This is a genomic window from Synechococcus sp. R55.2, assembly GCF_047462075.1.
GTDB lineage: Bacteria > Cyanobacteriota > Cyanobacteriia > Thermostichales > Thermostichaceae > Thermostichus.
The window spans coordinates 1-21,509 of record NZ_JANSIH010000312.1; the positions used below are offsets into that span (position 1 = coordinate 1).

The following is a 21,509-nucleotide window of genomic DNA, read 5'->3' on the forward strand; positions in this document are numbered from 1 at the left end:
TCTCTATTCGTCGGCATCGTCAGTTGTGTATAAGCGACAGACATTTATCCAAGAGGAAACGCCTGACCATCTGCGAGGCAAGATCTTTGGGCTCCAGAACAACGCCGCCAACATTGCCCTCAGTTTGCCGCTGGTGTTCACGGGATTGGCAGAAGCCCGCCTTGGCCTTCCCTGGATGTTTGTGGCCCTGTCTGTTCTGGCGGGGCTGGCGGGGCTGTACACCTGGAGCCTATTGGGCAGAGAGGTCTCGTAAATCCTGCCGCAGCGCGAGGTTGGATATCCTCTTCCGAGGGGACGGGCCAAGGCAGGAGCTAACTCTGCTACTCTTGTAGAGGCTTGAGCATCGAGACTCCCTTTGCAGCTCAGCGTTTTAGCTCCGCGGGGATCCGCCCATGCACATCGCCTGGATAGGCAAAAAAACACCTTTCTGTGGCAACGTCACCTATAGCCGCGAGGTGACCAACGGCCTTTTGGATCGGGGACATCAGGTTAGCTTTTTTCACTTCACCAACGACGGCCAATCGCCCGCTCTGGATCCCGGTGGTGAAGGCTGGAGGGCGGAGCTGGATCGTCGAGACGTTTCCCTCCCCTGTCTGTACAAATCGCAGATTTACACGATCCCGGCCCCCAACGCCAAGCGGTTGCTCACCCAGGCCCTCAAGGAATTGCAGCCGGATCTGGTGCATGCCTCCTTGACCATTTCTCCCATCGACTTTGTGTTGCCGGAGATCTGCGCTGAGCTCAACCAGCCGCTGGTGGCTACTTTCCACCCTGCCTTCGACCGACGGCGGCGCAACATCGCCTCTCGCACCCAATACTTGGCCTACCAGCTCTACGCACCGTGTTTGGCCAACTATCACCGCACCATCGTCTTCTCGGAAACGCAACGGGAGATCTTGGTCAAACTGGGGGTGAGCCCCCAGCAGGTGGTGGTCATTCCCAATGGTGTGGATGTGGACAAGTACGCGCCTGGGCCCTCCACCCTCAAACAGCGGTTGGGACTGGAGCGGATCTTCGTCTATCAGGGGCGGGTTTCGCCGGAGAAAAACCTGGAGGCCCTGCTCAAGGCTTGGAAACACTCCCAAATGGGGGAGAAGTGTGGTCTGCTGATCGTGGGGGATGGGCCGCTGCTCAACACCCTCAAGCCCTTCTACACCCTTCAACATGGGATCCACTGGCTGGGCTATATTGCCGACGAGCAGCAACGCATCGAGATCTTGCGAGGAGCCGATGTGTTTATTTTGCCCTCTTTAATCGAGGGGCTCTCTTTGTCCCTGTTGGAGGCGATGGCCTGTGGGCTGGCAGCAGTGGCCACCGATGTGGGTGCCGATGGCGAGGTTTTGGCCGATGGAGCCGGGATCCTGCTGGATCCGACACGGGTGACGGCGGAGCTGCAAACGCTGTTGCCTTTGCTGCGGGATCAACGGGAGTTTACCCAACTGCTGGGGATGAAGGCCCGCCAGCGGGTGCTGGAGCGCTATACCCTCAGCCACAACATCAACCAGGTGGAACAGCTCTACCGGGAACTGTGCCAGGGATCCCGTCAGCATCGCTGGGTGTGAGGGATGAGTGTGATGAAGCTTGTGATATTTTTGCTAAGCTGTTTCGTTACGTTTCCAAGGGATTAACGCCAGTCTTCCCGATGGATGATCACAGCCCCCAAAAGGCCGTTTTAGGGCAGCCCCCTGCCGGGCTGTCAGATTCTTTGTGGTCAGAGTCCTTGCTGGCCCAGGATTCGGGCAAAAATCCCCTCCCCCCCAATGCTCCGTCGCTGTCGCCCACGGACAATTCGGGGGACTTGCGCTCAGCTCAGACCGGCCAGGATGAGGATCCCACCTCTTCAGGTGCCGTTGCGTCCGATGATAGAGAGCTGCCGGAGGTCAAGCCGGCCATTGTGCCTGCCCCTGCAATGCCGGATCGGGTGGCAGAACTGGAGAGAGAACACCATCGGATGCAGTATCTGCTGGCGTGGCTGGCTTTTGCTCTGCGCTCTTTTAACAACTTGAACCAGATCCTGGAGCTGACGGCTTTTGTGGCCAGCCAACTGACCGATGCCGAAGGCGGAGCCCTGGTTTTGTTCAATCCCAACGGCACCATCCAGTTGGATCAACTGCATTGTTCCGATCTCAATCACCGCGAGCAGATTCGGGCTGAGATGGAGCAAATTACCCAGACCCTCTCGGCTCAAGAGCCCATTCTCAAAACGGAGGGATCCCTGTCTGTTAAGATCCCTGCCCTTGAACACCTCTTGGACGAACGGTTCCGCCAGAGCTTGGGGCCGGATGTACGCCTTTTCGGCACGCCGCTGCTGATTCGCAACTCTGTCCAGGGTCGCTTGTACGTCTTCAGCCGTCAGCCTGGCTACCACTGGGATGAACGTCGCCAACAACTGTTGCGCTTGGTCGCCGATCAGGCAGGGGTGGCCATCGAAAATGACCGCTTGACGGCAGCCTTGCGCCGCAAGATGGCCCTGGAAAAAGAAATGGAGATTGGCTCTTACATCCAGACCCAACTGCTACCTCGGGAGTGCCCTCAAGTCAAGGGGATTCGCCTGGCAGCCCGTTGCCGGGTGGCCAGCAAAGTGGGGGGCGACTACTATGACTTCATCAAGATTCCCGGCGAACGCCTGGAAACATCCGACTCATCTGAAGAAACGGCAGGCTTTCGCTTGGCCATCGTCATTGGGGATGTGATGGGCAAAGGGGTGCCCGCCGGCCTGTTGATGACCATGACCCGCGCCATGGTGCGGGCGGAGGCCCTCAACCGCCATTCGCCGGCCCGTGTTCTGCAACATCTGAACCGGGCCATGTACAGTGACCTGGAAAACTCCAATCGCTTCATCAGCCTGTTTTATTCGGAGTACGATCCCCGCTCCCATCGCCTCTGCTTCAGCAACGCGGCCCACAACCCCACCCTGTGGTGGCAGGCCCGCACCCGAGAAATTCAACCCCTGGACACAGAGGGGGCGCTGATCGGCTTGGAAGAAAACAGCCACTACTCGGAAAGCTGCGTGCAACTGCAACCCGGGGATGTGGTGGTGTACTACACCGATGGCTACACGGAGACAGCCAACACCCGCGGCGAGCGCTTGGAAACCTCTGGGCTGATGGACGCCATCCAGTACGCTGCCCGTCGCTACGACTCCCCCGAAGACATTTTGGAGAGCTTGTTTGAGCAGATGGATGCCTTCCGAGGCCGTCGGGGATCCCATCCTCTTCCCCTATGGCTGCCCGAGGATCCAGAGCTCCTGTTGCAGGACGAGATTTCCCTGCGGCCTGAGCCCGTGGACGACACAACGCTGGTGGTGTTGAAGGTGTTGCCGGACTCTGAGCCAGCCTAGCTAAAAAAGTTCAAACTCAGGGTTAATGACAGCAGGCCGCAACGCTCACAATAGCTCAAGCAAGCTACTCAACGCTACTGGGCTGGGCAGCAACGGTGGGTTGGTTGACGTGGTTTTGCCGGACTACTAGGCTAGTTGGTTAGTTCTGGCATGCGTTCTGCATGGGCTAAAGCCTGCTCCAGCTTTAGTCTGTGTAGCTCTCTCAGAGAGCAAGGAGCGGCTACCTGCAGCTTGCGGGGAAGTCACGCCTGTGGAGATCCCTCTGGCGGGGCAGTGGGGGTGATCTCTGCTGCCAGCCATAGTTCGTTAAGGCAGGAAGAAAGCAGAAGCGCGGCAGACGCTGAGCACTCCGCGCCGCCGGTGTGAGTGGAAGTGTTTGTTGGCGTTTCGTAGGTCTTTCAGAGCGGTACGCTCTAGCTGGTGGAGCTACCAGGTTGGCTGCACTGTGTTATCTACACCTGAGGTACAACCATGAACTTCTCTCCTTCTGGGTCTGAAACCGCCTCGGTTTACTTGCCGGCCCCCGCGGCTTTCCAGACGGAAATGATTGTCGGGCAGGTGTTCCGACAGGATGTGCTGGGCGATATCCGCAAGGGTTGGAATGGCTTTGTGGAATCGGGCCAAATTTGGGCGCTCTTGGCAGGGATCGTAGTGGGCTACATGCTCAAGAGCATCACCAGCTCCCACTAGGGCCTTGTCACCATTGCTCTAGCTGGATCCATTGGGCCTGGGCCGGCGGGGTTTTGGCCGTCGGCGGTCGGTTTCTGTGTTTTTTCTCCACAACTGCAGTGGGGTCTTCCTACGGTGGTCAATCCTTCTCCCCATTCTTCCGGTTCCCAGCCAATGTCTGAGCCGACGGTAACTTCCACCCCTCGCCCCTGGAGCCAGCGCTTTGAGGGATCCCTGCATCCTGCCATCGCCCGCTTCAACGCCAGCATCGGCTTCGACATCCGCCTGCTGCCCTACGATGTGGCCGGATCCCTGGCTCATGTGCAAATGTTGGCCGCTTGTGGCATCCTGACCCGGCAAGAGGCCGACCAGATCCGGCAGGGATTGGAGCAGATCCAACAGGAGGCGGCTGCCGGCACCTTCCGGCCCGATCCAGAGGCAGAGGATGTCCACTACGCCGTCGAGCGTCGTTTGGTGGCTTTGGTGGGGGAAGTGGGAAAAAAACTGCATACCGGGCGCTCCCGCAATGACCAAGTGGCCACCGATCTGCGTCTCTATCTGCGAGATCAGATCGATCACCTTCGTCAAGCCCTCTGGGAGCTGCGCGGAGTTTTGTTGGACTTGGCCGAGCGGCATCTGGAGACGATCCTGCCCGGCTACACCCATCTGCAACGGGCTCAGCCGATTAGCTTAGCCCACCACCTCTTGGCCTATGAAGAAATGCTCTGGCGAGACTGGCAACGGCTGGGGCGGGTGCGGGAAGAGGCGAATGTCTGTCCTCTCGGATCCGGAGCTTTGGCCGGCACTTCCCTGCCCATTGATCGGCAGCTCACCGCCCATCTGCTGGGATTTGAGCGGATCAGCGCCAACAGCTTGGATGCCGTCAGCGACCGAGACTACCTGGTGGAGTTCCACGCTGCCGCCAGCTTGATTTTGGTGCATCTCAGCCGCCTCTCGGAAGAGATGATCCTCTGGGCTTCCCAGGAGTTCGGCTTTGTCACCCTCACCGATGCCTGTGCCACCGGCTCCAGCCTCATGCCCCAGAAGAAAAATCCCGATGTGCCGGAGTTGGTGCGCGGCAAGGCGGGGCGGGTGTTTGGCCATCTCCAGGCTTTGTTGGTCACCTTGAAGGGGCTGCCGCTGGCCTACAACAAAGATCTCCAAGAAGACAAAGAGGGGCTATTCGACACGGTCGATACCCTGAAAGCCTGCCTAGAGGCGATGACCCTTCTGCTGCGGGAAGGGATCCAATTTCAACCTGAGCGCATGGCGGCTGCTGTGCAGGAAGATTTCTCCAACGCCACCGATGTGGCCGACTACTTGGTGCGCAAAGGGATCCCCTTTCGCACAGCCCATGATTTGGTGGGGCAGATTGTGCGCATTTGTTTGGCAGAGGGGATCCTGCTGCGGGATCTGCCCTTGGAGCGCTGGAAAACCTTCCACCCGGCCTTTGAGGCGGACATTTTGACGGCCATTGAGCCCCGCCAGGTGGTGGCCACGCGGCTCAGCGCCGGGGGAACGGGCTTTGCTGTGGTGCGAGAAGCCCTGCAACGGGCCCAGGCCCGCCACCAGCAGCCAGAGCCATCGGAAGAAACTCCACAAACTTAAACTGAACTCAAGGAGAGTTTGCAATTCTTGGGTTCTTCTCGCCAGTGTGTGCCATCCTGAGGTTCTCAGCCATCCAACGCAACTCCCAGCCTGTTGGCCTCTTCCCTGGGTATCGTTCCATGTTGGATAACCTCACCGCCCACGTCCTCGAAAATGCGGCCAAGCGTCGCTGGCGGGAACGCGCCTACAGCCGATTTTTGCAAGATTGGCGACGGCAAGTGGTGCTGCTGCGCCGTCAACGGGCCGGCGAATTTGGCCCACCCCTGGGGGATCCCTCTTGTGTTTTCAGTGCCCACTCGGCTTGGTTGCGCTGTGCCGTCCATCCCCAAGGGCCGTGCCAGGGTTGCCCCCACTATGCCCCCGTCACCCCTCCAAAGCCAGAGCCACCTCTGGGTTCACTCGATGGACGGGTCTGACCGCGCCACACTGGTGGCCGAACATTTTCAGCAGCGGCGGCCTCTGCGGAACGGCCTGCCCGTTGCGCCCCAATGGCATCCGCTGTAGCTAAGTTGAGGGATCCCCGGCCAACTTGTGCCAGAATAAAAGAACGGTAACTCCATCGGCAAAGGCGAGATTCATGGCCCTCTACCTCTCGGCAGACCACCTTCACAGCATCCGCCAGCACGGCGAACAAGCCTTTCCCCACGAGAGCTGCGGCATTTTAATTGGGGAAATCCGGGGATCCGACAAGATCATCCACGAGCTTTGGTCGGTGACCAACACCTGGGATCAAGCGGAAAACCCTCTGGCAGACGGGGAATCCAGCCGCCGCCGCTTCTTGATCGATCCGGCGGATTTCAAGCGGGCCAACGACCATGCGGTGCGCAAAGGGCTGGGGATCCTGGGCACCTATCATTCCCATCCCAACCATGCGGCCATTCCCTCCGAGTTTGATCGGCAGCATGCTTTTCCTTGGGGCTTTTCCTGTGTGATCGTCAGTGTGCGCGAGGGCAAGGCAGAAGAGGTGGTGAGCTGGGTTTTGGATGAGCAGGAGCAGCCCCAACGGGAGCCGATGCAGATGCTGGAAGACATTCGCATCCCCCCACTCCCGGCTTTGGCAAGCTAGAGTCGTTTGGGCTTTGCCGCTGTTTGAGGCTGAAATTCACGGCTAAGTTCAGTTGGGATCCTTGAAAGCTGGGATGGATACCACCGGAAAAAGCGGTAGTCTAGTGCTGAACCTTGTCTGTAACATAGCTGAATCCTCAAAGTCAGTAGACAGCCCCAACAAGATCGACAAACGGATAGGTCAGCCCAGATCCTCTGGATCCTCAAAAGTCTCCAGTAGATACCCAAGATCTCTCCCCGAACTCCCATGGCAACCAAAGTTCTGATCCCCTCTCCCCTGCGCCCCTACACCGACAACCTGGAAGCTGTCGAGATCGAGGGCAGCAATGTTGGCGAAGTGATGGGCAACCTCATCGCCCGCTATGGCGAGCTGAAGCGCCACCTCTACACCGAGGATGGGAAGCTGCGCAATTTTGTCAATGTCTACCTCAACGACGAGGATGTGCGCACGTTGCCCCAAGGCAACAACACCCCCGTGGGAGAACAAGCCGTCATCAGCATCGTTCCCGCTATTGCTGGAGGGTTGTGAGCATGTTGAACCTGGATACCAGCCAAGTCAGCCTCTCCCGCGAAGAGATGGAGCGGTTTTCTCGGCATTTGATCCTGCCCGAGGTGGGCCTAGAAGGACAGAAGCGGCTGAAAGCGGGCAAAGTGCTGTGCATCGGCACAGGCGGCCTTGGCTCGCCCCTGTTGCTGTACTTGGCGGCAGCCGGCGTGGGGCGGATCGGCATTGTCGATTTTGATGTGGTGGATGTGTCCAACCTGCAGCGGCAGGTGATCCACGGCACCTCCTGGGTGGGCAAGCCGAAGGTGGAATCGGCCAAGAACCGCATCCTGGAGATCAACCCCCACTGTCAAGTGGATGTTTACAACACCGCCCTGAAGGCCCACAACGCACTGGAGCTGTTTGCCAACTATGACGTGATTGTGGATGGCACCGATAACTTCCCCACCCGTTACCTGGTGAACGATGCCTGTGTGTTGACGGGCAAGCCCAATGTCTACGGCTCGATCTTCCGCTTCGAGGGACAAGCGACGGTCTTCAACTACGAAGATGGGCCCAACTACCGGGATCTCTACCCCGAGCCGCCCCCACCAGGACTGGTGCCCTCCTGCGCCGAAGGGGGAGTGTTGGGGATCCTCCCCGGCATCGTCGGTGTTATTCAAGCTACCGAAACCGTGAAGATCCTGCTGGGCGTGGGCACAACCCTAAGTGGGCGGCTGCTGCTTTACGATGCCCTGAACATGAGCTTCCGGGAGCTGAAGCTGCGCAAAAACCCCGCCACTCCTCCCATCACCCAGCTTATCGACTATGAGCAGTTCTGCGGGATCCCACAAGCCCAAGCTGCCGAACAGGCTGGCCAAGCGGAGATCCCGGAGATCACCGTGGCTGAGCTAAAAGCCCGCCTCGATGCCCAGCAAGACTTTGTGCTGGTCGATGTGCGCAACCCGAACGAGTGGGAGATAGGCCGGATCCCTGGTGCTCACCTGATCCCCCTGCCCCAAATTGAAAACGGCGACGGGGTGGAGCAGGTGCGTCGCCTCCTTAACGGCTCAGAGCTGATCGTCCACTGCAAGAGTGGGGCACGCTCGGCCAAAGCCCTGAAGATCCTACAAGCTGCTGGGATCCAAGGAAAAAACCTGCGCGGGGGGATCCTCGCCTGGGCAGAGGCTTACGATCCCTCGATTCCCAAGTACTGACCCTGTCTCAGGATCCCTAGCTGTTGCCCAGTTTGCTTTAGCTAGACCGCCGGGAAGCCCCGCCCTCTATTAGTGGATAGTGGTTAGTAGCTAGTGACTAGCCGGGGTGAGGGTCGGGAGGAGAGGCGGGAGCATGGTGTTTTGTCCTCATTGGTGCTGTAATCAAGGTGGCAGGGTTTTATGCACTGCCGCTATAAACATCAAGTACAGGGCGGTGGGGCATCCCGTCCTTTTCGCGCCAGCGGGACGGAGTCCTTAAGCTCAGGAAATGTCCTTAACTGGAGTCACTGTTCGCGTCAGCGGGACGGAGTCCTTGAAGCCCGCACCCTCTCGCTTTAGCGGCACGGATTGCTTCGCGTAGCATGAGTGCGGGAGTATGTCACCATAGATCCGGTAGATCCGGTGCGCAGGGCCGGTTGCGCCAGATTCTCCCTTTTTCCATGAGTGCCATCCCGCAGGCCGAGACAGAAACGATCTTCCACTCCATCCCCGAAGCCCTCGAAGACCTCAAGTGTGGTCGCATGGTCATCGTGGTCGATGACGAAAACCGAGAAAACGAAGGGGATCTGGTCTGTGCTGCCCAGTTTGCCACGCCCCAAGCTATCAACTTCATGGCCACCTACGGGCGGGGCCTTATCTGCCTGGCCATGCAGGGATCCCGCCTCGATGAGCTGAAGATCCCGCTGATGGTGGGGCAGAACACCGACAGCAACCAAACTGCCTTCACCGTCAGCATTGATGCTGGGCCAGAGGCTGGAGTTTCCACCGGCATTTCCGCTGCCGATCGCTCTCGCACCATTCAGGCGGCCATTCACCCGCACACGCGACCGGAAGATCTGCGCCGGCCTGGGCATGTCTTTCCGCTGCGGGCACGGGAGGGCGGAGTACTCAAACGGGCTGGCCATACGGAAGCAGCGGTGGATCTGGCGATGTTGGCCGGGCTGTATCCGGCAGGGGTGATTTGCGAGATCCAAAACCCGGATGGCTCCATGGCCCGCCTGCCCCAGTTGATCGAATATGCCCGTCAGCACGATTTGAAGATCATCACCATCGCCCACCTCATCGAGTACCGCTTGCGCACCGAACAACTGGTTCACCGAGAGGCTGCCGCCACCCTGCCAACGGAGTTTGGCCAGTTTCGGGTTTACGGCTACCGCGATAGCCTCAACCAAGTCGAGCACCTGGCCCTGGTGAAAGGGGATCCGACCCAATTTGCCGCTGAGCCCGTCCTGGTGCGCGTCCATGTGGAGTGTCCCCTAGGGGATGCGCTGGGATCCCTGCGCTGCGATTGTCGCCGCCAATTGACAGCGGCCCTGAAGATGATCGGCCACCAGGGCAAGGGGGTGCTGGTGTACCTGCGCCGGCAAGAGCAGGAGCTGAGTCTCATCGAGCAAATCAAGTCCTACGCCCGGCAAGATCTGGGACTTTCTGAAACCGCGCCACCGGTGGTCATGGATTTGCGCGATTACGGCATCGGAGCCCAGATCCTACGGGATGTGGGGGTGCGCAAAATGCGCCTGATCAGCAATACCTCTCGCCACATCAGCGGCTTGAAAGGATTTGGCCTGGAAGTGGCCGAGCGCGTGCCCCTGCTGGTGGAAGAGCCGGATCTCAATTTGCATGTGGAGCCGTCCTGTTCCCTGAAACTGTTGCTGCACGACGCTGGCGCAACCGATTCCGGCTCAAGCCTGTAGCGCGTTGTAGGGCCGAGGGCTGCGGTAAAACAAAGGCTGGGGTGCAGCCGGCTCGCCGTCCACTACATAAGCCTTGGATCCCCAGCCCCAGAAAGACCAGAAAGGACGTTCGGGCCCCGATGGAGCCGTCATTGCTATGCGACGCTTCCGCGCTGGTGACAGGGGTGCGGAGCACTGGCGCGCCGGCGAGACGGAGTCCCTGGCTGTGGGGCTCAAGAGTTGCTTCGGCAGGACAGGAATGTCGGATCCCACCTGCGACCACACTTCATAGCCCTGAGGGCGCACCACCACCAGGCTGATCAGGGATCCGTGATCCATGTCGTAGCGGCAACTGTCAATGGCCTCTTGCAGCCGCGAAAAGCTCCGGTTGAAAACATAAAAATGGTTCTGGAAGCGGATGGCCTCCCAGAAACCTTCCCGGGTGACCGCCACATGGTCATGATCGGCGGAGGCGTAGTCGAGGATCACCATACGTGTAAAGACTGATCAGCGATGAATCAAAGTGAGTAAGCTTTTACCGTATTTCCACTTAAACACGATATCGGGCAGCCTGTCATCCGCAAAATGGCTCACCTGCAACAAGGCTTAATGCGTTTCTTTACTCTGCAAACCGCTGCCGCCCGCCTCTCTATCCCCTCCGGCTCCAGGGATCCCACCCAGTTCCCGTCGCAGCTCGGCCATGGCTGCTTCTCCGATGTGGGGGGTGGCGCAGACTAGGTTGGGTGTGCGGATTAGATCGGCTCGGGCTTGGCGCACCAAGACCCGCAGGGTGGGGTAGCTGGCCTCATCGCAAATCAGCGTATGGGCGCGGCGGATTAGGGATCCCACCCGTTCAGCATCGAAAATCACTGCCGTCAGCACCAGCAGGTCTCCCCGCAGACTGTAGACAATCACCTCGGCAACCTCCAGCAGGGCAGTGCTGATGCTCACCAGCCCCAGACAGGCGTAGGAAGGCAATTGGCGGATCAGGGCAATTTCACGGGCGTAGTCAGACACCTCCACCGTCAGAACACGGGCCCCTCGCGGCTGGGCAATGGCTTCGACGGCGCTGAGAAAATAGTGCAGCGTCACCACAGTGCCGGAATGGATCTGATCCAGAACGGTGGCCAGCTCCTCCAGGGGCACCAACTGGACCCGGATGCCCAAAGTCTGCTGGATTTGCTGGGCCATCAGTTGTCCTGTACCCAAATCCCGGTTGGGCACACACACCAGCACTTGGGCACTGCAGCGCAATCGCCAATCGATCTCCGCTAGCAGCAGATCCCGCACCTGCTCCAAAGAAAACCCCTGCTGCAGCAGCTGGTCGATGCCCTGGCGCACCTGCTCCAGGACCTGTCGGGATCGATCCAGGTTTTCCCCCAGGCCGCGAGAGTAGTTAACCACCTGGCGGGCGGAGCGGCTCACGTAAATGCCAGATCCAGCGCGGGTTTCCACCAGGCCCATAGCCTCGAGTTGGTGGTAAACCTTGTGGATGGTATTGCGGTGCAGGCCTGTTTGCATAGCCAATTGACGGGTGCTGGGCAGGCGGCAGCCGGGAGGAAACTGCCCACAGGCAATGGCGAAGCAGAGCAAATTAAAGAGCTGCACGGAGCCAGGGATCCCGCTCCCCGGCTGGATGGAAATGCGCATCATGGCCCGTTTTTCTCCCTTTGACAACGCCGTTGCGAGCCCGTTTCTGGGCTACGTAAGAATCCCTCGACTTCAGTCGGCGGGAGTGTCAACTGCCTGCAAGATAGCGCCGACGCCGGATAGACAAGCTCCAGAGGAGATCGGGATTGAGAGCCCTATTCGGGGATGCGGTGCATCCGGCTGGGATCCCAACTTAAAGTCACCTCCGTCCCTTCCGGCAACTGCTGCAAATTCAGGCCGGGGTTGGGTTGCACAGCCAAAAGTTTCACCTCACAGCCCGACACCCATACCTGATAGCGAATGAAAGCCCCTAGATAAGCAGTGTCGCAAATCCGTCCCCGCAAGCGGCAGTGGCCATCGGGGATCCCTTCTTCAGATAAGTCAATCCGAATGTGCTCCGGGCGCAAAGCAAACAGGGCCGCTTCTCCCACGCATCGTTCCGCCAGGGATCCCTCGATCAAGTTGGTTTGGCCGATAAAACCGGCTACAAACCGGGTGGCAGGTCGCTCGTAGAGCTCTGCCGGGGATCCCACCTGTTCGATGCGCCCGCGATTGAACACGGCAATACGATCGCTCATGGTCAGGGCCTCTTCTTGGTCGTGGGTGACGTACAAAAAGGTGAGACCAAGGCGGTGTTGTAGGGCCTTGAGTTCAAACTGCATCTGTTGGCGCAACTTCAAATCCAGCGCCCCCAAAGGTTCATCCAGCAAGAGCACCTGCGGTCGGCCAACCAAAGCCCGCGCCAAGGCCACCCGTTGCCGTTGCCCCCCTGAAAGTTGGCTGGGTTTACGGGATCCCAGATCGGGCAGTTGTACCAGCTCCAGCGCCTCTTGCACTCGCTTTTGGCGCTCCTTCGGCGGTATGCCGCGGATCATCAAGCTGTAGCCAACGTTCTCCGCCACCGTCATGTGGGGGAAGAGAGCATAGTCCTGAAACACCGTGTTCACAGGCCGTCGGTAGGGCGGCAGACCCAAAACATTCTGGCCGTTCAATTCGATCTGCCCCTCATCCGGACGCTCAAAGCCCGCGATCATCCGCAAACAGGTGGTTTTGCCCGAACCCGACGGCCCCAACAACGTAAAAAACTCCCCCTGCTGCACCTCCAAATCCACCCCGTCCACCGCTTGGATCCCGGAAAAGTTGCGGCTGACCCTCCGCAAACGAATGGCAGGTGGGGATCCCTCCTCTCTCCCGGCTTGGGCTTTGGCGGAGCTGACATCAGAGGCGAGGACAGATTCGGCAACCATATCGACACAGGCAGCAAATGAACCCATTATGAGGGATCCATTTACAGAGGTTGACAGGTCTCAGCAAGGCCGGAAAAGTCCCAGGCCAAGAGCAGAGATAGTGTGGCGCAATCGCCTGCGGTGAAAGCTCGCCGGAAACCCACCCGACCGGTCGCGAAAGCGGGCCGGAGGCCTTGTTTTTGCATGGGATCCCTTGACCACTGGGGATCTGAACCCCATCTTGTTACAGAAATTTAGAATCGTTACAATAAGTTAGAGTCTTTGCTCATCTTTGCATCGCAGGTTTTATCCTATGGCACCCTCTCAGCAGTTTCCCGTGCTACTCGCCTCAGCTTTGCGTCACGACAGCGTAACTCCGCGCTGGTCTCAAGTGGCGTGGACCGTTTTGCGGGTGGTGGCAGGGCTATTCATGATTCACAACGGCCTTGACAAACTGGCAGATATCGAAGGATTTGCGACGGCTTATGTAGAAGTGATCGGGTTGCCCTTCCCGATCTTTTTTGCTTATGTAGCCGCCTATACCGAGCTGATTGCAGCCCCCATGGTGGCGCTGGGTTTGTTGACCCGCGGGGCAGCGTTGGGTTTGTTCGCCACGATGGCAGTGGCCATGTTCCACCACATCAAAGTGGCCGGCTTTAGCGTTCCCTATCTGGAGCTGTCGGCCATTTACGCAGCGATCTTCTTGGCCTTTGCGGTGAATGGGGGGGGCTGGTTCTCTGTGGATCAGCTCTTGGTGAATGCAATCGAGTCGTGGCTGAACCGCGCCAGCCGGGAAAAGTTGGAGAGCTTGCAGTCTTCGTTGCAGGCCACGGAACGGGTAATTGCGCTGGGCGAGGAAGAGGCCGAGGCCGCCAAGACCACCGGATCCTGAGCTTTGGTGGCCATTCCCGATAGCGGCGAGGCTGCTCCTCTCTCCCTCTGAGAGAGGTTAGCAGTGAGAGTCATCCTGCTAAATGCGGCTGGCGGCCCGCTCCATCAGGCGTTGGTGGGTGGAGCGCACAGGCTCTCCTGGCTTGGGTTGCCGCTGCACGTAGGTGCCATCAGGGCGCAACTCCCAGGCTTGCCGGTTGTCCGTCAGGCAGATGTCCAAGATCGCCTTGAGCTCCCGCTGCAACGCGGGATCCTCCACAGGGGTAACCACCTCAACGCGCCGATCCAGGTTGCGGGTCATGTAGTCGGCACTGCCGATGAAGTACTCTTCCTGGCCGCCATTGTAGAAGTAGAAGATGCGGGAGTGCTCCAGGAAGCGCCCGATGATGCTGATCACGCGGATGCGTTCGCTTAGGCCGGGGATCCCGGGCTTGAGGCAGCACATGCCGCGCACAATGAGGTCGATCTCCACCCCGGCTTGGCTGGCCTCGTAGAGCAGCCGGATCATTTCCGGGTCGGTGAGAGAGTTGATCTTGACGATGATACGCCCCTGGCCCCCCGCTTGGGCATGGCGCATCTCGCGGCGGATCAGGGCTTCCATGCCCTGGCGCAGGGTTCTGGGGGCCACCAAGAGCTTGCGGAATTGCCGTTGCCGCGAGTAGCCCGTCAGTAGGTTGAACAATTCCGTAACATCGTTGCAGAGGGTCTCATCGCAAGTGAACAGCCCTAGGTCGGTATAGATACGGGCGGTTTTGGGGTTGTAGTTGCCGGTACCGATGTGGACGTAGCGGCGCAGGGATCCCTCCTCTTCCCGCACCACCAAAGCCAGTTTGCAGTGGATTTTCAGCCCCGGCAGGCCGTAGGCCACGTGGACCCCGGCTTTCTCCAGCTTTTTGGCCCAGAGGATGTTGTTTTCTTCGTCGAAACGGGCTTTGAGCTCCACCAGAGCGGCCACCTGCTTGCCGTTTTCGGCGGCCTGAATGAGGGATTTCACCACCGTCGAGTCGCCGGAGGTGCGGTAGAGGGTTTGCTTAATGGTGAGCACCTGCGGATCGTTGGCGGCCTCCTCCAAAAACCGTTCCACGCTGGCGGCAAAAGAATCGTAGGGGTGATGCACCAACAGATCCCCTTCCCGGATGACGGCAAAGATATCCACCGGCTCATCGCTGACCGAGGCAGTGCGCAGGCGGGGCGGGGTGACCGGCCCCCAAGGGGGATCCTTCAAATCGGGCCGATTCAGGCTGAGAAACGCCATCACCCCCCCCATACTCAAGAGGCCATCCACTTCGTACACCGAGTCACTGTTGAGGCGCATCTCTTCGCTGAGCCGTTGTCGGATGGCTGCCGGAGTTTGGCTGGCAATCTCCATGCGCACCACTGAGCCGAAGCGGCGCTTGCGCAGCTCTTCTTGAATGGCAGCCAGCAGATCGTCGGCCTCGTCCTCTTGGATTTCCAGATCGGCATCCCGGGTGATGCGGAAGGGGTAGTACTCCAGCACCTGCATGCCGACAAACAGCGCTTCCAGATGGTGGGCAATCACCTGATCCAGCGGCACAAAGCTCACCCCATCCCGCAGCGGCACAAAGCGGGGCAAGGTGTTGGGCACCTTCACGCGAGCAAAATGCTCCTTGCCAGTCTCTGGATCCCGCACCACCACCGCCAAGCTGAGGCTGAGGTTGGAGATGTAGGGAAAAGGATGGCCTGGATCCACCGCCAAGGGGGTGAGCACTGGAAACAAACGCCTCTCAAAGTAGTCCCGCAGCTCCTGCCGTTCCGACTCGGCCAGCTCGGAAAAATCGCGGATGTGAATGCCCTGTTCCGCCAGCTTGGGCACCAGTTCCTGCCGGAAGCAAGTGTGCAATTTTCGAATCAGGGGGCGCAGGTGGCTCGAGATCTGCTGCAACTGCTGCTGCGGTGTAAGGCCATCCGGGGTTAGCACCAACACGCCCGTTTCCAACTGACGACGGATCACCGCCACCCGCACCATGAAAAATTCGTCCAGGTTGCTCTCAAAGATGGCCAGAAACTTCAGCCGCTCCAGCAGCGGTGTGCGCTCATCCAGGGCCTCGTGCAAAACCCGGGCATTGAATTCAATCCAGCTCAGCTCCCGGTTGAAATACTGCTCCGGCAGAGCATAGCCCTCTTGGATGGGTGTAGTCCGGATCCCTGGTTGTCCGGCATCCGGGGGGCAGCCCGTCGTGTCGGGGTTGCAGGGTGGCCAGGAAGGGTCAGTTTCCTTGGGGCGCGGAGTCATGGCGGCAGAGGGCTGGGTTGTCTCAAACACGTCAACAACAGCTGGAGCCGACCCAATCCTATCCTGCGGGGTTCTGCTTAGGCGAAGGAGAAATGCCCAAGACGGGCTTGGGCGGACGTTCAGGCAACAATCCTTGAGAGCGCGTCAGAAGAATCACCTGGAGCAGGATCCCGATCAACAAAATGCGCAAAGGGCCAGCCCGGGTGGCCCACTGGGGCGGCAAACGGTTGGTGAGCCACTCGCTGCCCGACCACACCCCCCAAATTACCAGCGCTCCCAGCAAGGCGCCGCGATTGTTGCCACTGCCCCCCGCGATCAGCATTACCCAAACGATAAAGGTGGCAAACTCCGGTTGAAAGGCTTCTGGGCTGATGAAATTGACAAAATGGGCGTAGAGGGCCCCCGCCAACCCCATGAGCATGGATCCCAGCACAAACGCCTGCAGGCGAAACTGGAGCACATCTTTGCCGGCGGCCATGGTTGCCGGTTCATCCTCGCGAATGGCCCGCAGCACCCGCCCCCAGGGGGAGCGATAGGCCCGCTCCGCAGCCCAATAGACCACCGCCAAAATGACCAGCACCAAGCCCAAGTAGAGAAGAGTATCCTGACCTGGGATCCAGCCGCGAAAGGGTCGTGGAATGCGGGTAATTCCCCGTACGCCATTGGTCAGCCAGCCCTCATTTCTCAGGATTTGGCTGATGATCTCAGCAATGCCGATGGTGGCGATGGCCAAGTAGTCGGAACGCAGCTTCAGGGTAATCAACCCGATCAAAAAGGCAATCGCCCCGGCGACAGCCACAGCTATGGCAAAACCCACCCAAAAGGGCAGATTGAAGCCGCCCAAATGCTCGGCGCTTGGGGGTGTGGTTACAATGGCGCTGGCATAGGCTCCCACGGCAAAAAAAGCCCCCACCCCGATGTTGAACATGCCGGCGTAGCCCCACTGGATATTGAGGCCCAGCACCAGCACGCCGTAGATCCCCACCAAAATCAAAAAGAAAATGCCGTAGCTCAACATCAGACATTCCCCCCACCCGGGGATCCCAGCAATCCTGTGGGTCGGAAGATCAGCAGCAGTACCAAAATGGCGAAGGCCACCCCGGTTTTATAGGCAGGGTTCATCACCAAGGTGGAAAACTCTTCCGCTAGGCCAATCACCAGCCCTCCGGCAATGGCCCCGTAAGGGCGACCAATGCCGCCGAGAATGGCCGCTGCAAAAATGGGCAGCAATAGCCGCCAGCCCATGGTGGGGTGCAGACGGGTATCCATGCCCAGGAACACACCTGCTGCACAGGCCAAGGCTGCGCCAATGGCCCAAGTCCAGAGGACGATCCGCTCTGTATCAATGCCGGTAATCTTGGCCAGCTCAAAATTGTCGGCCATGGCCCGCATCGCTTTGCCCACCCGCGTGCGTTGTAAGAAAAGATGCAGGGCCACCACCAACAGGGCTGTTCCCACCAGGATCACTGCCCAATCGGGCTTGATGCGCAGCTCTCCAAGCCGCCACGGCAACTGGATCCCGCTGCGGTACACCTGGTTGTTGGGCCCCCAGATGATCTGCACCAGGCTGCGCAGAATCAGGGCGGTGCCAAAAGAAGAAATGAGCAAGATCACCGGGGCCTCCCGGCGCAGGCGGCGATAAATGAGCTGGTCGATCCCAACTGCACAAAGTACCGTGGCCAAGGCTGCCGGGATCAGGCTGACCCCAATTGGCCAACCCAACCCAACAAATGTCAGGCCGAAGTAGGCCCCCAGGGTCATCAGATCCCCGTGGGCAAAGTTGGCAAAGCGCAAAATGCCAAACGTGAGGGATACCCCAATTGCCCCCAGAGCATAGATGCTGCCCAAGACGAGGCCGTAAATGAAAAGTTGCAACAGTTGGGTCACGCTTGCCCCCGAAAACCCCTTGCCCTGATGATGCCACGGGTTTGCCGAGAGCGGGATCCCGTCCGGCACAGCGGAAGAATACGGCTGATCGCGCCAGCGGGACGGAGTCCTAAGAAAGCTAGGGTAGGGGAGAAAGCCCCCAAGGAAGATCCATGCAGTCCAGGTCTTTGTCTGTCCTCCGTTTCCTGGCCGTTTTGGCCCTGCTGAGCGCGGGCTGTGGCGGGCCGGAGTGGGATCCCGATGCGCCTTCCGAGCCCATCTCCACCCCCCAGTTGATCTACGAAGACATCACCCTCACCCAAGCCAGACCGGATGGTGCCATTCTCTGGCGCTTACAGGCTCGCCTGGCCGAATACGAGCCCCCCTCCGAAGGCAGCGCCACTCCTGTGCAGTTGGGATCCGCCCATTTGCAGGCCGTTGAGGGAGAATTTTTCGACGAAGACAACCGCGCCATCCGCACCCGCGCCGAGCAAGGCTCTGCCTACCCCGGCGAACGACGTCTGGAATTGAGGGGTCAAGTCGAGGTGGAATCAGAGCGGGATAATCTGCGTCTGCAGGCCCAACGGGTGGAATGGCTGCCGGAACAGCGCCGCCTCCAAGCCGAGGGCCAGGTGAAAGTGGAGCTGTTGGAGGGCCAGGGATCCCTGCAGGGGGAGCGGCTGCTCGTTGATTTTGGCCAAGCCCAGATGCAGTTGGAGAACTGGGATCCCACTCAGCCGGTGCGGGCAGAGTACCGGGATCCGGATCTGGAGCTGGCTGCCAGCCGTTTTCTGTGGCAATTTGGCGTCGGGGAAGTGCAGGCAGTAGGGTCTGTAGAGGTTTACGCTCCCTTACAAGCTTTGCGCCTCAGGGGCGAGCAGTTGCGGGCTCCCCTGCCTCTAACCGAGTTGCGCATATTGGGCAACGGGCAAGCCAAAGCCGAGCAAACCGGTCAAGAGCTGCAGGCCCAGGAGATCCGCTGGCGCATCGGCTCCACCCAGTTGCAGGCCCAGGGCAACGTGCGCTACCGCCAGCCCGGCCAGGCTCTGACCGTTAGGGGCAACCAAGGGATCCTGGATTGGCAGGCCAACACCGCTCGGATCCAGGGCAACAGCCAAACCCAGCTCACTTTGCCCTGAGGAGGCGGTGGGGGAAGCAGAAAGCTGGCCGAGAGCATGGCAGGATAGGGATACCTTTAAGGAAAAGTATCGGGTGAGTTGTGGTGAGCTTTGAGGACTCCGTCCGAGTGGCGCAAACAGGATGTTTCCCCGCCAGGGCCGGCGCTGCTGCAGAACGCCCCAACATCCTGCTGATCGTGCTGGATACCCAGCGGGCAGATCGTCTCTCCTGCTACTGGTCGGAAGCGGAGCGTGCCCGCCAACTGCCCACCAGCCCCAACCTGGATCGGCTGGCCGCCGAATCCACCCTCTTCGAGCGGGCCATCGCCCCTGCCCAATGGACCATCCCCTCCCACGCTTCCCTCTTTACGGGGGAATACCCCAGCACCCACCAGACCGTCCAAGCAGATCTGGAGCTGAGCCCCGCCCTGCCCACCCTGGCAGAGCTGTTGCAGCTGAGTGGCTATACCACCGTGGGCTTTTGCAACAACCCTCTGGTGGGGATCCTGAAAAACGGCTTGCGGCGCGGCTTTGAAACCTTTTACAACTACGGCGGCGCTCTGCCCACCCGCCCCCCCGAGGGCAACCCCTTGCCTGCCCCTCTAAACCGCTGGCTGGCCGCCTACACCCAATTTTGGCGGCGGCTCTCCTACCCGGTGCAAAACGCCTTTGCCCGCTCCGACGCCCTCTTCCAGCTGGCGCTGCACCCCTGGTTTGCCTCCCTCTGGACCCGCTTGGTGAACTTCAAGGGCAACACCGCCGCCTCGATTGCCGACCTCAACCGCTACCTGCAGCAGATGGCCCGCCGCCGGTCGGATCCCGGAGCACGGCCCTTCTTTTGCTTTGTCAACCTGATGGAGCCCCACCTGCCCTACTGGCCGCCGGAGCCCTTTGTGCAGAAATACGCCCCCTATTTCAAAAGCAACCGCGAGGCCCGCGACTTTTTGCGCCAATACAACGCCCAGCCCTACCGCTGGATGGCGCCCCTGCCGGAACCCCTCTCCCCGCTGCAAGCTCAGGTGCTGCGGGATATCTACGATGCTGAGGTGGCCTACCAAGATCACCTACTGGGATCCGTCTTCGACACCCTGCGCCACACCGGCCTGGAGCAGAACACGCTGGTGGCCATCGTCGCCGATCACGGCGAAGGCCTGGGAGAACACGACTTCGTCGGCCACGCCTTTGTGGTCTACGAAGAGCTGATCCGCGTGCCCCTCATCCTGCGCTATCCCGGCCACTTCCCGGCAGGAAAACGCATTGCCACCCCCGTTTCCACCCGCCGCCTCTTCCATACCCTCCTGGAAGCTGCCGGCTTTAGCCCCAACCTTTCCCCCAACGGTGCCCCCTGTGTCAGCCTCAAGCTCCGCCGCGAGGTCGCCCGCCTCAGCTTGGCCCGCACCTTGGCAGGGGAAGATCCCGAGCAGGGAACAGTGCTCAGCGAAGCCTTCCCGCCCCACCTCCTCATTCGGGCTATGGAAAGCCGTAACGACAGCCTGCTGCGGGCGCGTGCCTGTTACGACATCCGCCGTGCCCTCTATGAGGGGATGACCAAGCTCATCCAAACGGGGGATCGTCCCAGCCTCTACAACTTGGAGCAGGATCCGGCGGAGCTGCGGGATCTGCTCTGGGTCGGCGACGGGGATCCTGTCTCCTCTCTGCCTGATGTGGACCCGCAGCGCTATCGCAACCGGTCGGCGGGGGAAGCCGGCTGGGGATCCCTTTCCCCCCAGGCTTGGCTGGCTCGCCTGCAGCAGGGGCTGAGAACGTGGGTGAGCTGGGCAGAATCCCGACAGCCCAGCACGGCTCCTCGCAAGGTGAATGTGGAAAGCGATGCCGACTTGGTGCGGCAGATGCAAGAGCTGGGCTACTTGGAGTAGGCAGGGATCCCGCTATTCCAGCCCTCCTTCCTCCTCCCTGTGATCCCGCACATAGCCGTTTAGATCGTAGTCATCCATGTCATCCATCTCCTCCGGATCCGCCGTTGGCCAATCCTCATTTTGCCCGCCGATAATCACGCGGCTGAGGCCGATGTATTCCAGGCTGAGGGTGCGCAGGGCGTTGATCAACACATCCAGCGCCATCGCATCGGCGGTGCCCAGATCAAACCAGCAGCGGGCCCAGTTGTCCTTCTCTTCCAGGGATCCCATGTTGTGCATTAGGGAAGGCAAGGGATCCGATTCGTTGGGATATTCCAGATAGCTCAGATCCACCTCGGCCTCTTGGGCCACCAGGCGCTCGGCGTTAAATCCGCCCAGTTTGCCCAGCACGTACCATGACTCCAGCACCTCGTTGAGGTACTCCAGCTCAGCTTCGACCGGCGGCTCCGCAAACTCAAACCAGATCCACAGATTTCCCGGATCGCACTCGCGAAACTCCACTTGCATGGACAGTTCCTGATACATTTACGCTGAACACTGCTGAACATCACTGTTCAACTATGCAGCGATA

Annotated in this window: 18 protein-coding genes and 2 pseudogenes; 13 read left to right on the forward strand and 7 right to left on the reverse strand. The window is 59.8% G+C overall.

The window, feature by feature from the left end; all coding sequences use genetic code 11:
* From NW838_RS09895 to ribB, 10 genes and pseudogenes are all read left to right on the forward strand, one after another.
* Positions 1-253: pseudogene (locus NW838_RS09895) on the forward strand (MFS transporter); the annotation flags it as partial.
* Between the two features lie 139 nt (positions 254-392).
* Positions 393-1,562, forward strand: coding sequence for a glycosyltransferase family 4 protein (locus tag NW838_RS09900; RefSeq protein WP_414427961.1), 1,170 nt, complete (start codon positions 393-395; stop codon positions 1,560-1,562).
* 80 nt (positions 1,563-1,642) lie between these two features.
* A complete protein-coding gene (locus NW838_RS09905) occupies positions 1,643-3,340 on the forward strand; it encodes a PP2C family protein-serine/threonine phosphatase (RefSeq protein ID WP_238376753.1) in 1,698 nt (565 codons plus the stop codon).
* Positions 3,341-3,811: 471 nt separating this feature from the next.
* Complete coding sequence (locus NW838_RS09910) at positions 3,812-4,030, forward strand: hypothetical protein (RefSeq protein ID WP_414356446.1); 219 nt, start codon at positions 3,812-3,814, stop codon at positions 4,028-4,030.
* Positions 4,031-4,183: 153 nt separating this feature from the next.
* Positions 4,184-5,617 carry an argininosuccinate lyase gene (argH, locus tag NW838_RS09915; RefSeq protein ID WP_414427962.1) on the forward strand — a complete coding sequence of 478 codons (1,434 nt, stop codon included), beginning with the start codon at positions 4,184-4,186 and terminating at the stop codon, positions 5,615-5,617.
* A 119-nt stretch (positions 5,618-5,736) separates the two neighbouring features.
* Positions 5,737-6,033: a DUF6464 family protein gene (locus NW838_RS09920; RefSeq protein ID WP_414329336.1), complete on the forward strand. Its 297-nt coding sequence runs from the start codon at positions 5,737-5,739 to the stop codon at positions 6,031-6,033.
* Between the two features lie 161 nt (positions 6,034-6,194).
* Positions 6,195-6,683, forward strand: a complete 489-nt coding sequence (locus tag NW838_RS09925; protein ID WP_011433657.1) for a M67 family metallopeptidase — start codon at positions 6,195-6,197, stop codon at positions 6,681-6,683.
* 246 nt (positions 6,684-6,929) lie between these two features.
* Positions 6,930-7,211: a MoaD/ThiS family protein gene (locus tag NW838_RS09930; protein WP_011433658.1), complete on the forward strand. Its 282-nt coding sequence runs from the start codon at positions 6,930-6,932 to the stop codon at positions 7,209-7,211.
* Between the two features lie 2 nt (positions 7,212-7,213).
* Positions 7,214-8,383 carry a molybdopterin-synthase adenylyltransferase MoeB gene (moeB, locus tag NW838_RS09935; RefSeq protein WP_414356448.1) on the forward strand — a complete coding sequence of 390 codons (1,170 nt, stop codon included), beginning with the start codon at positions 7,214-7,216 and terminating at the stop codon, positions 8,381-8,383.
* 473 nt (positions 8,384-8,856) lie between these two features.
* Positions 8,857-10,005: pseudogene (gene ribB, locus NW838_RS09940) on the forward strand (3,4-dihydroxy-2-butanone-4-phosphate synthase); the annotation flags it as partial.
* 60 nt (positions 10,006-10,065) lie between these two features.
* On the opposite strand, the gene NW838_RS09945 reads toward ribB, so the two are convergent.
* The 3 genes from NW838_RS09945 to NW838_RS09955 form a co-directional block, all read right to left on the reverse strand.
* Positions 10,066-10,548 carry a hypothetical protein gene (locus NW838_RS09945; RefSeq protein WP_414356451.1) on the reverse strand — a complete coding sequence of 161 codons (483 nt, stop codon included), beginning with the start codon at positions 10,546-10,548 and terminating at the stop codon, positions 10,066-10,068.
* 114 nt (positions 10,549-10,662) lie between these two features.
* Positions 10,663-11,709 carry a GntR family transcriptional regulator gene (locus tag NW838_RS09950; protein WP_414356454.1) on the reverse strand — a complete coding sequence of 349 codons (1,047 nt, stop codon included), beginning with the start codon at positions 11,707-11,709 and terminating at the stop codon, positions 10,663-10,665.
* A 152-nt stretch (positions 11,710-11,861) separates the two neighbouring features.
* The gene (locus NW838_RS09955; RefSeq protein ID WP_148202843.1) at positions 11,862-12,953 is read right to left on the reverse strand and encodes an ABC transporter ATP-binding protein; all 1,092 of its coding nucleotides are present in this window, start codon (positions 12,951-12,953) and stop codon (positions 11,862-11,864) included.
* Between the two features lie 292 nt (positions 12,954-13,245).
* Between NW838_RS09955 and NW838_RS09960 the strand changes: the two genes are divergently transcribed.
* A complete protein-coding gene (locus NW838_RS09960) occupies positions 13,246-13,824 on the forward strand; it encodes a DoxX family protein (protein ID WP_049749590.1) in 579 nt (192 codons plus the stop codon).
* 78 nt (positions 13,825-13,902) lie between these two features.
* On the opposite strand, the gene ppk1 is transcribed toward NW838_RS09960, so the two are convergent.
* From ppk1 to NW838_RS09975, 3 genes are read right to left on the reverse strand one after another with little or no spacing between them, the layout of a single operon-like run.
* Entirely contained in the window at positions 13,903-16,077 is a 2,175-nt protein-coding gene (gene ppk1, locus NW838_RS09965) for a polyphosphate kinase 1 (RefSeq protein WP_414407338.1), read from the reverse strand.
* A gap of 58 nt (positions 16,078-16,135) precedes the next feature.
* Positions 16,136-17,095, reverse strand: coding sequence for a branched-chain amino acid ABC transporter permease (locus NW838_RS09970; protein ID WP_414356458.1), 960 nt, complete (start codon positions 17,093-17,095; stop codon positions 16,136-16,138).
* Positions 17,095-17,964: a branched-chain amino acid ABC transporter permease gene (locus NW838_RS09975; protein WP_414356461.1), complete on the reverse strand. Its 870-nt coding sequence runs from the start codon at positions 17,962-17,964 to the stop codon at positions 17,095-17,097. Before NW838_RS09975 ends, NW838_RS09970 begins: the two co-directional genes overlap by 1 nt.
* A gap of 167 nt (positions 17,965-18,131) precedes the next feature.
* On the opposite strand from NW838_RS09975, the gene lptC reads away from it, so the two are divergent.
* Both lptC and NW838_RS09985 read left to right on the forward strand, forming a co-directional pair.
* Positions 18,132-19,082: an LPS export ABC transporter periplasmic protein LptC gene (gene lptC / locus NW838_RS09980; RefSeq protein WP_414427963.1), complete on the forward strand. Its 951-nt coding sequence runs from the start codon at positions 18,132-18,134 to the stop codon at positions 19,080-19,082.
* An 83-nt stretch (positions 19,083-19,165) separates the two neighbouring features.
* Complete coding sequence (locus NW838_RS09985; RefSeq protein WP_414427964.1) at positions 19,166-20,938, forward strand: sulfatase; 1,773 nt, start codon at positions 19,166-19,168, stop codon at positions 20,936-20,938.
* Positions 20,939-20,950: 12 nt separating this feature from the next.
* On the opposite strand, the gene NW838_RS09990 is transcribed toward NW838_RS09985, so the two are convergent.
* Positions 20,951-21,445, reverse strand: a complete 495-nt coding sequence (locus tag NW838_RS09990) for a DUF3531 family protein (protein WP_414343673.1) — start codon at positions 21,443-21,445, stop codon at positions 20,951-20,953.
* Positions 21,446-21,509 lie beyond the last annotated feature (64 nt).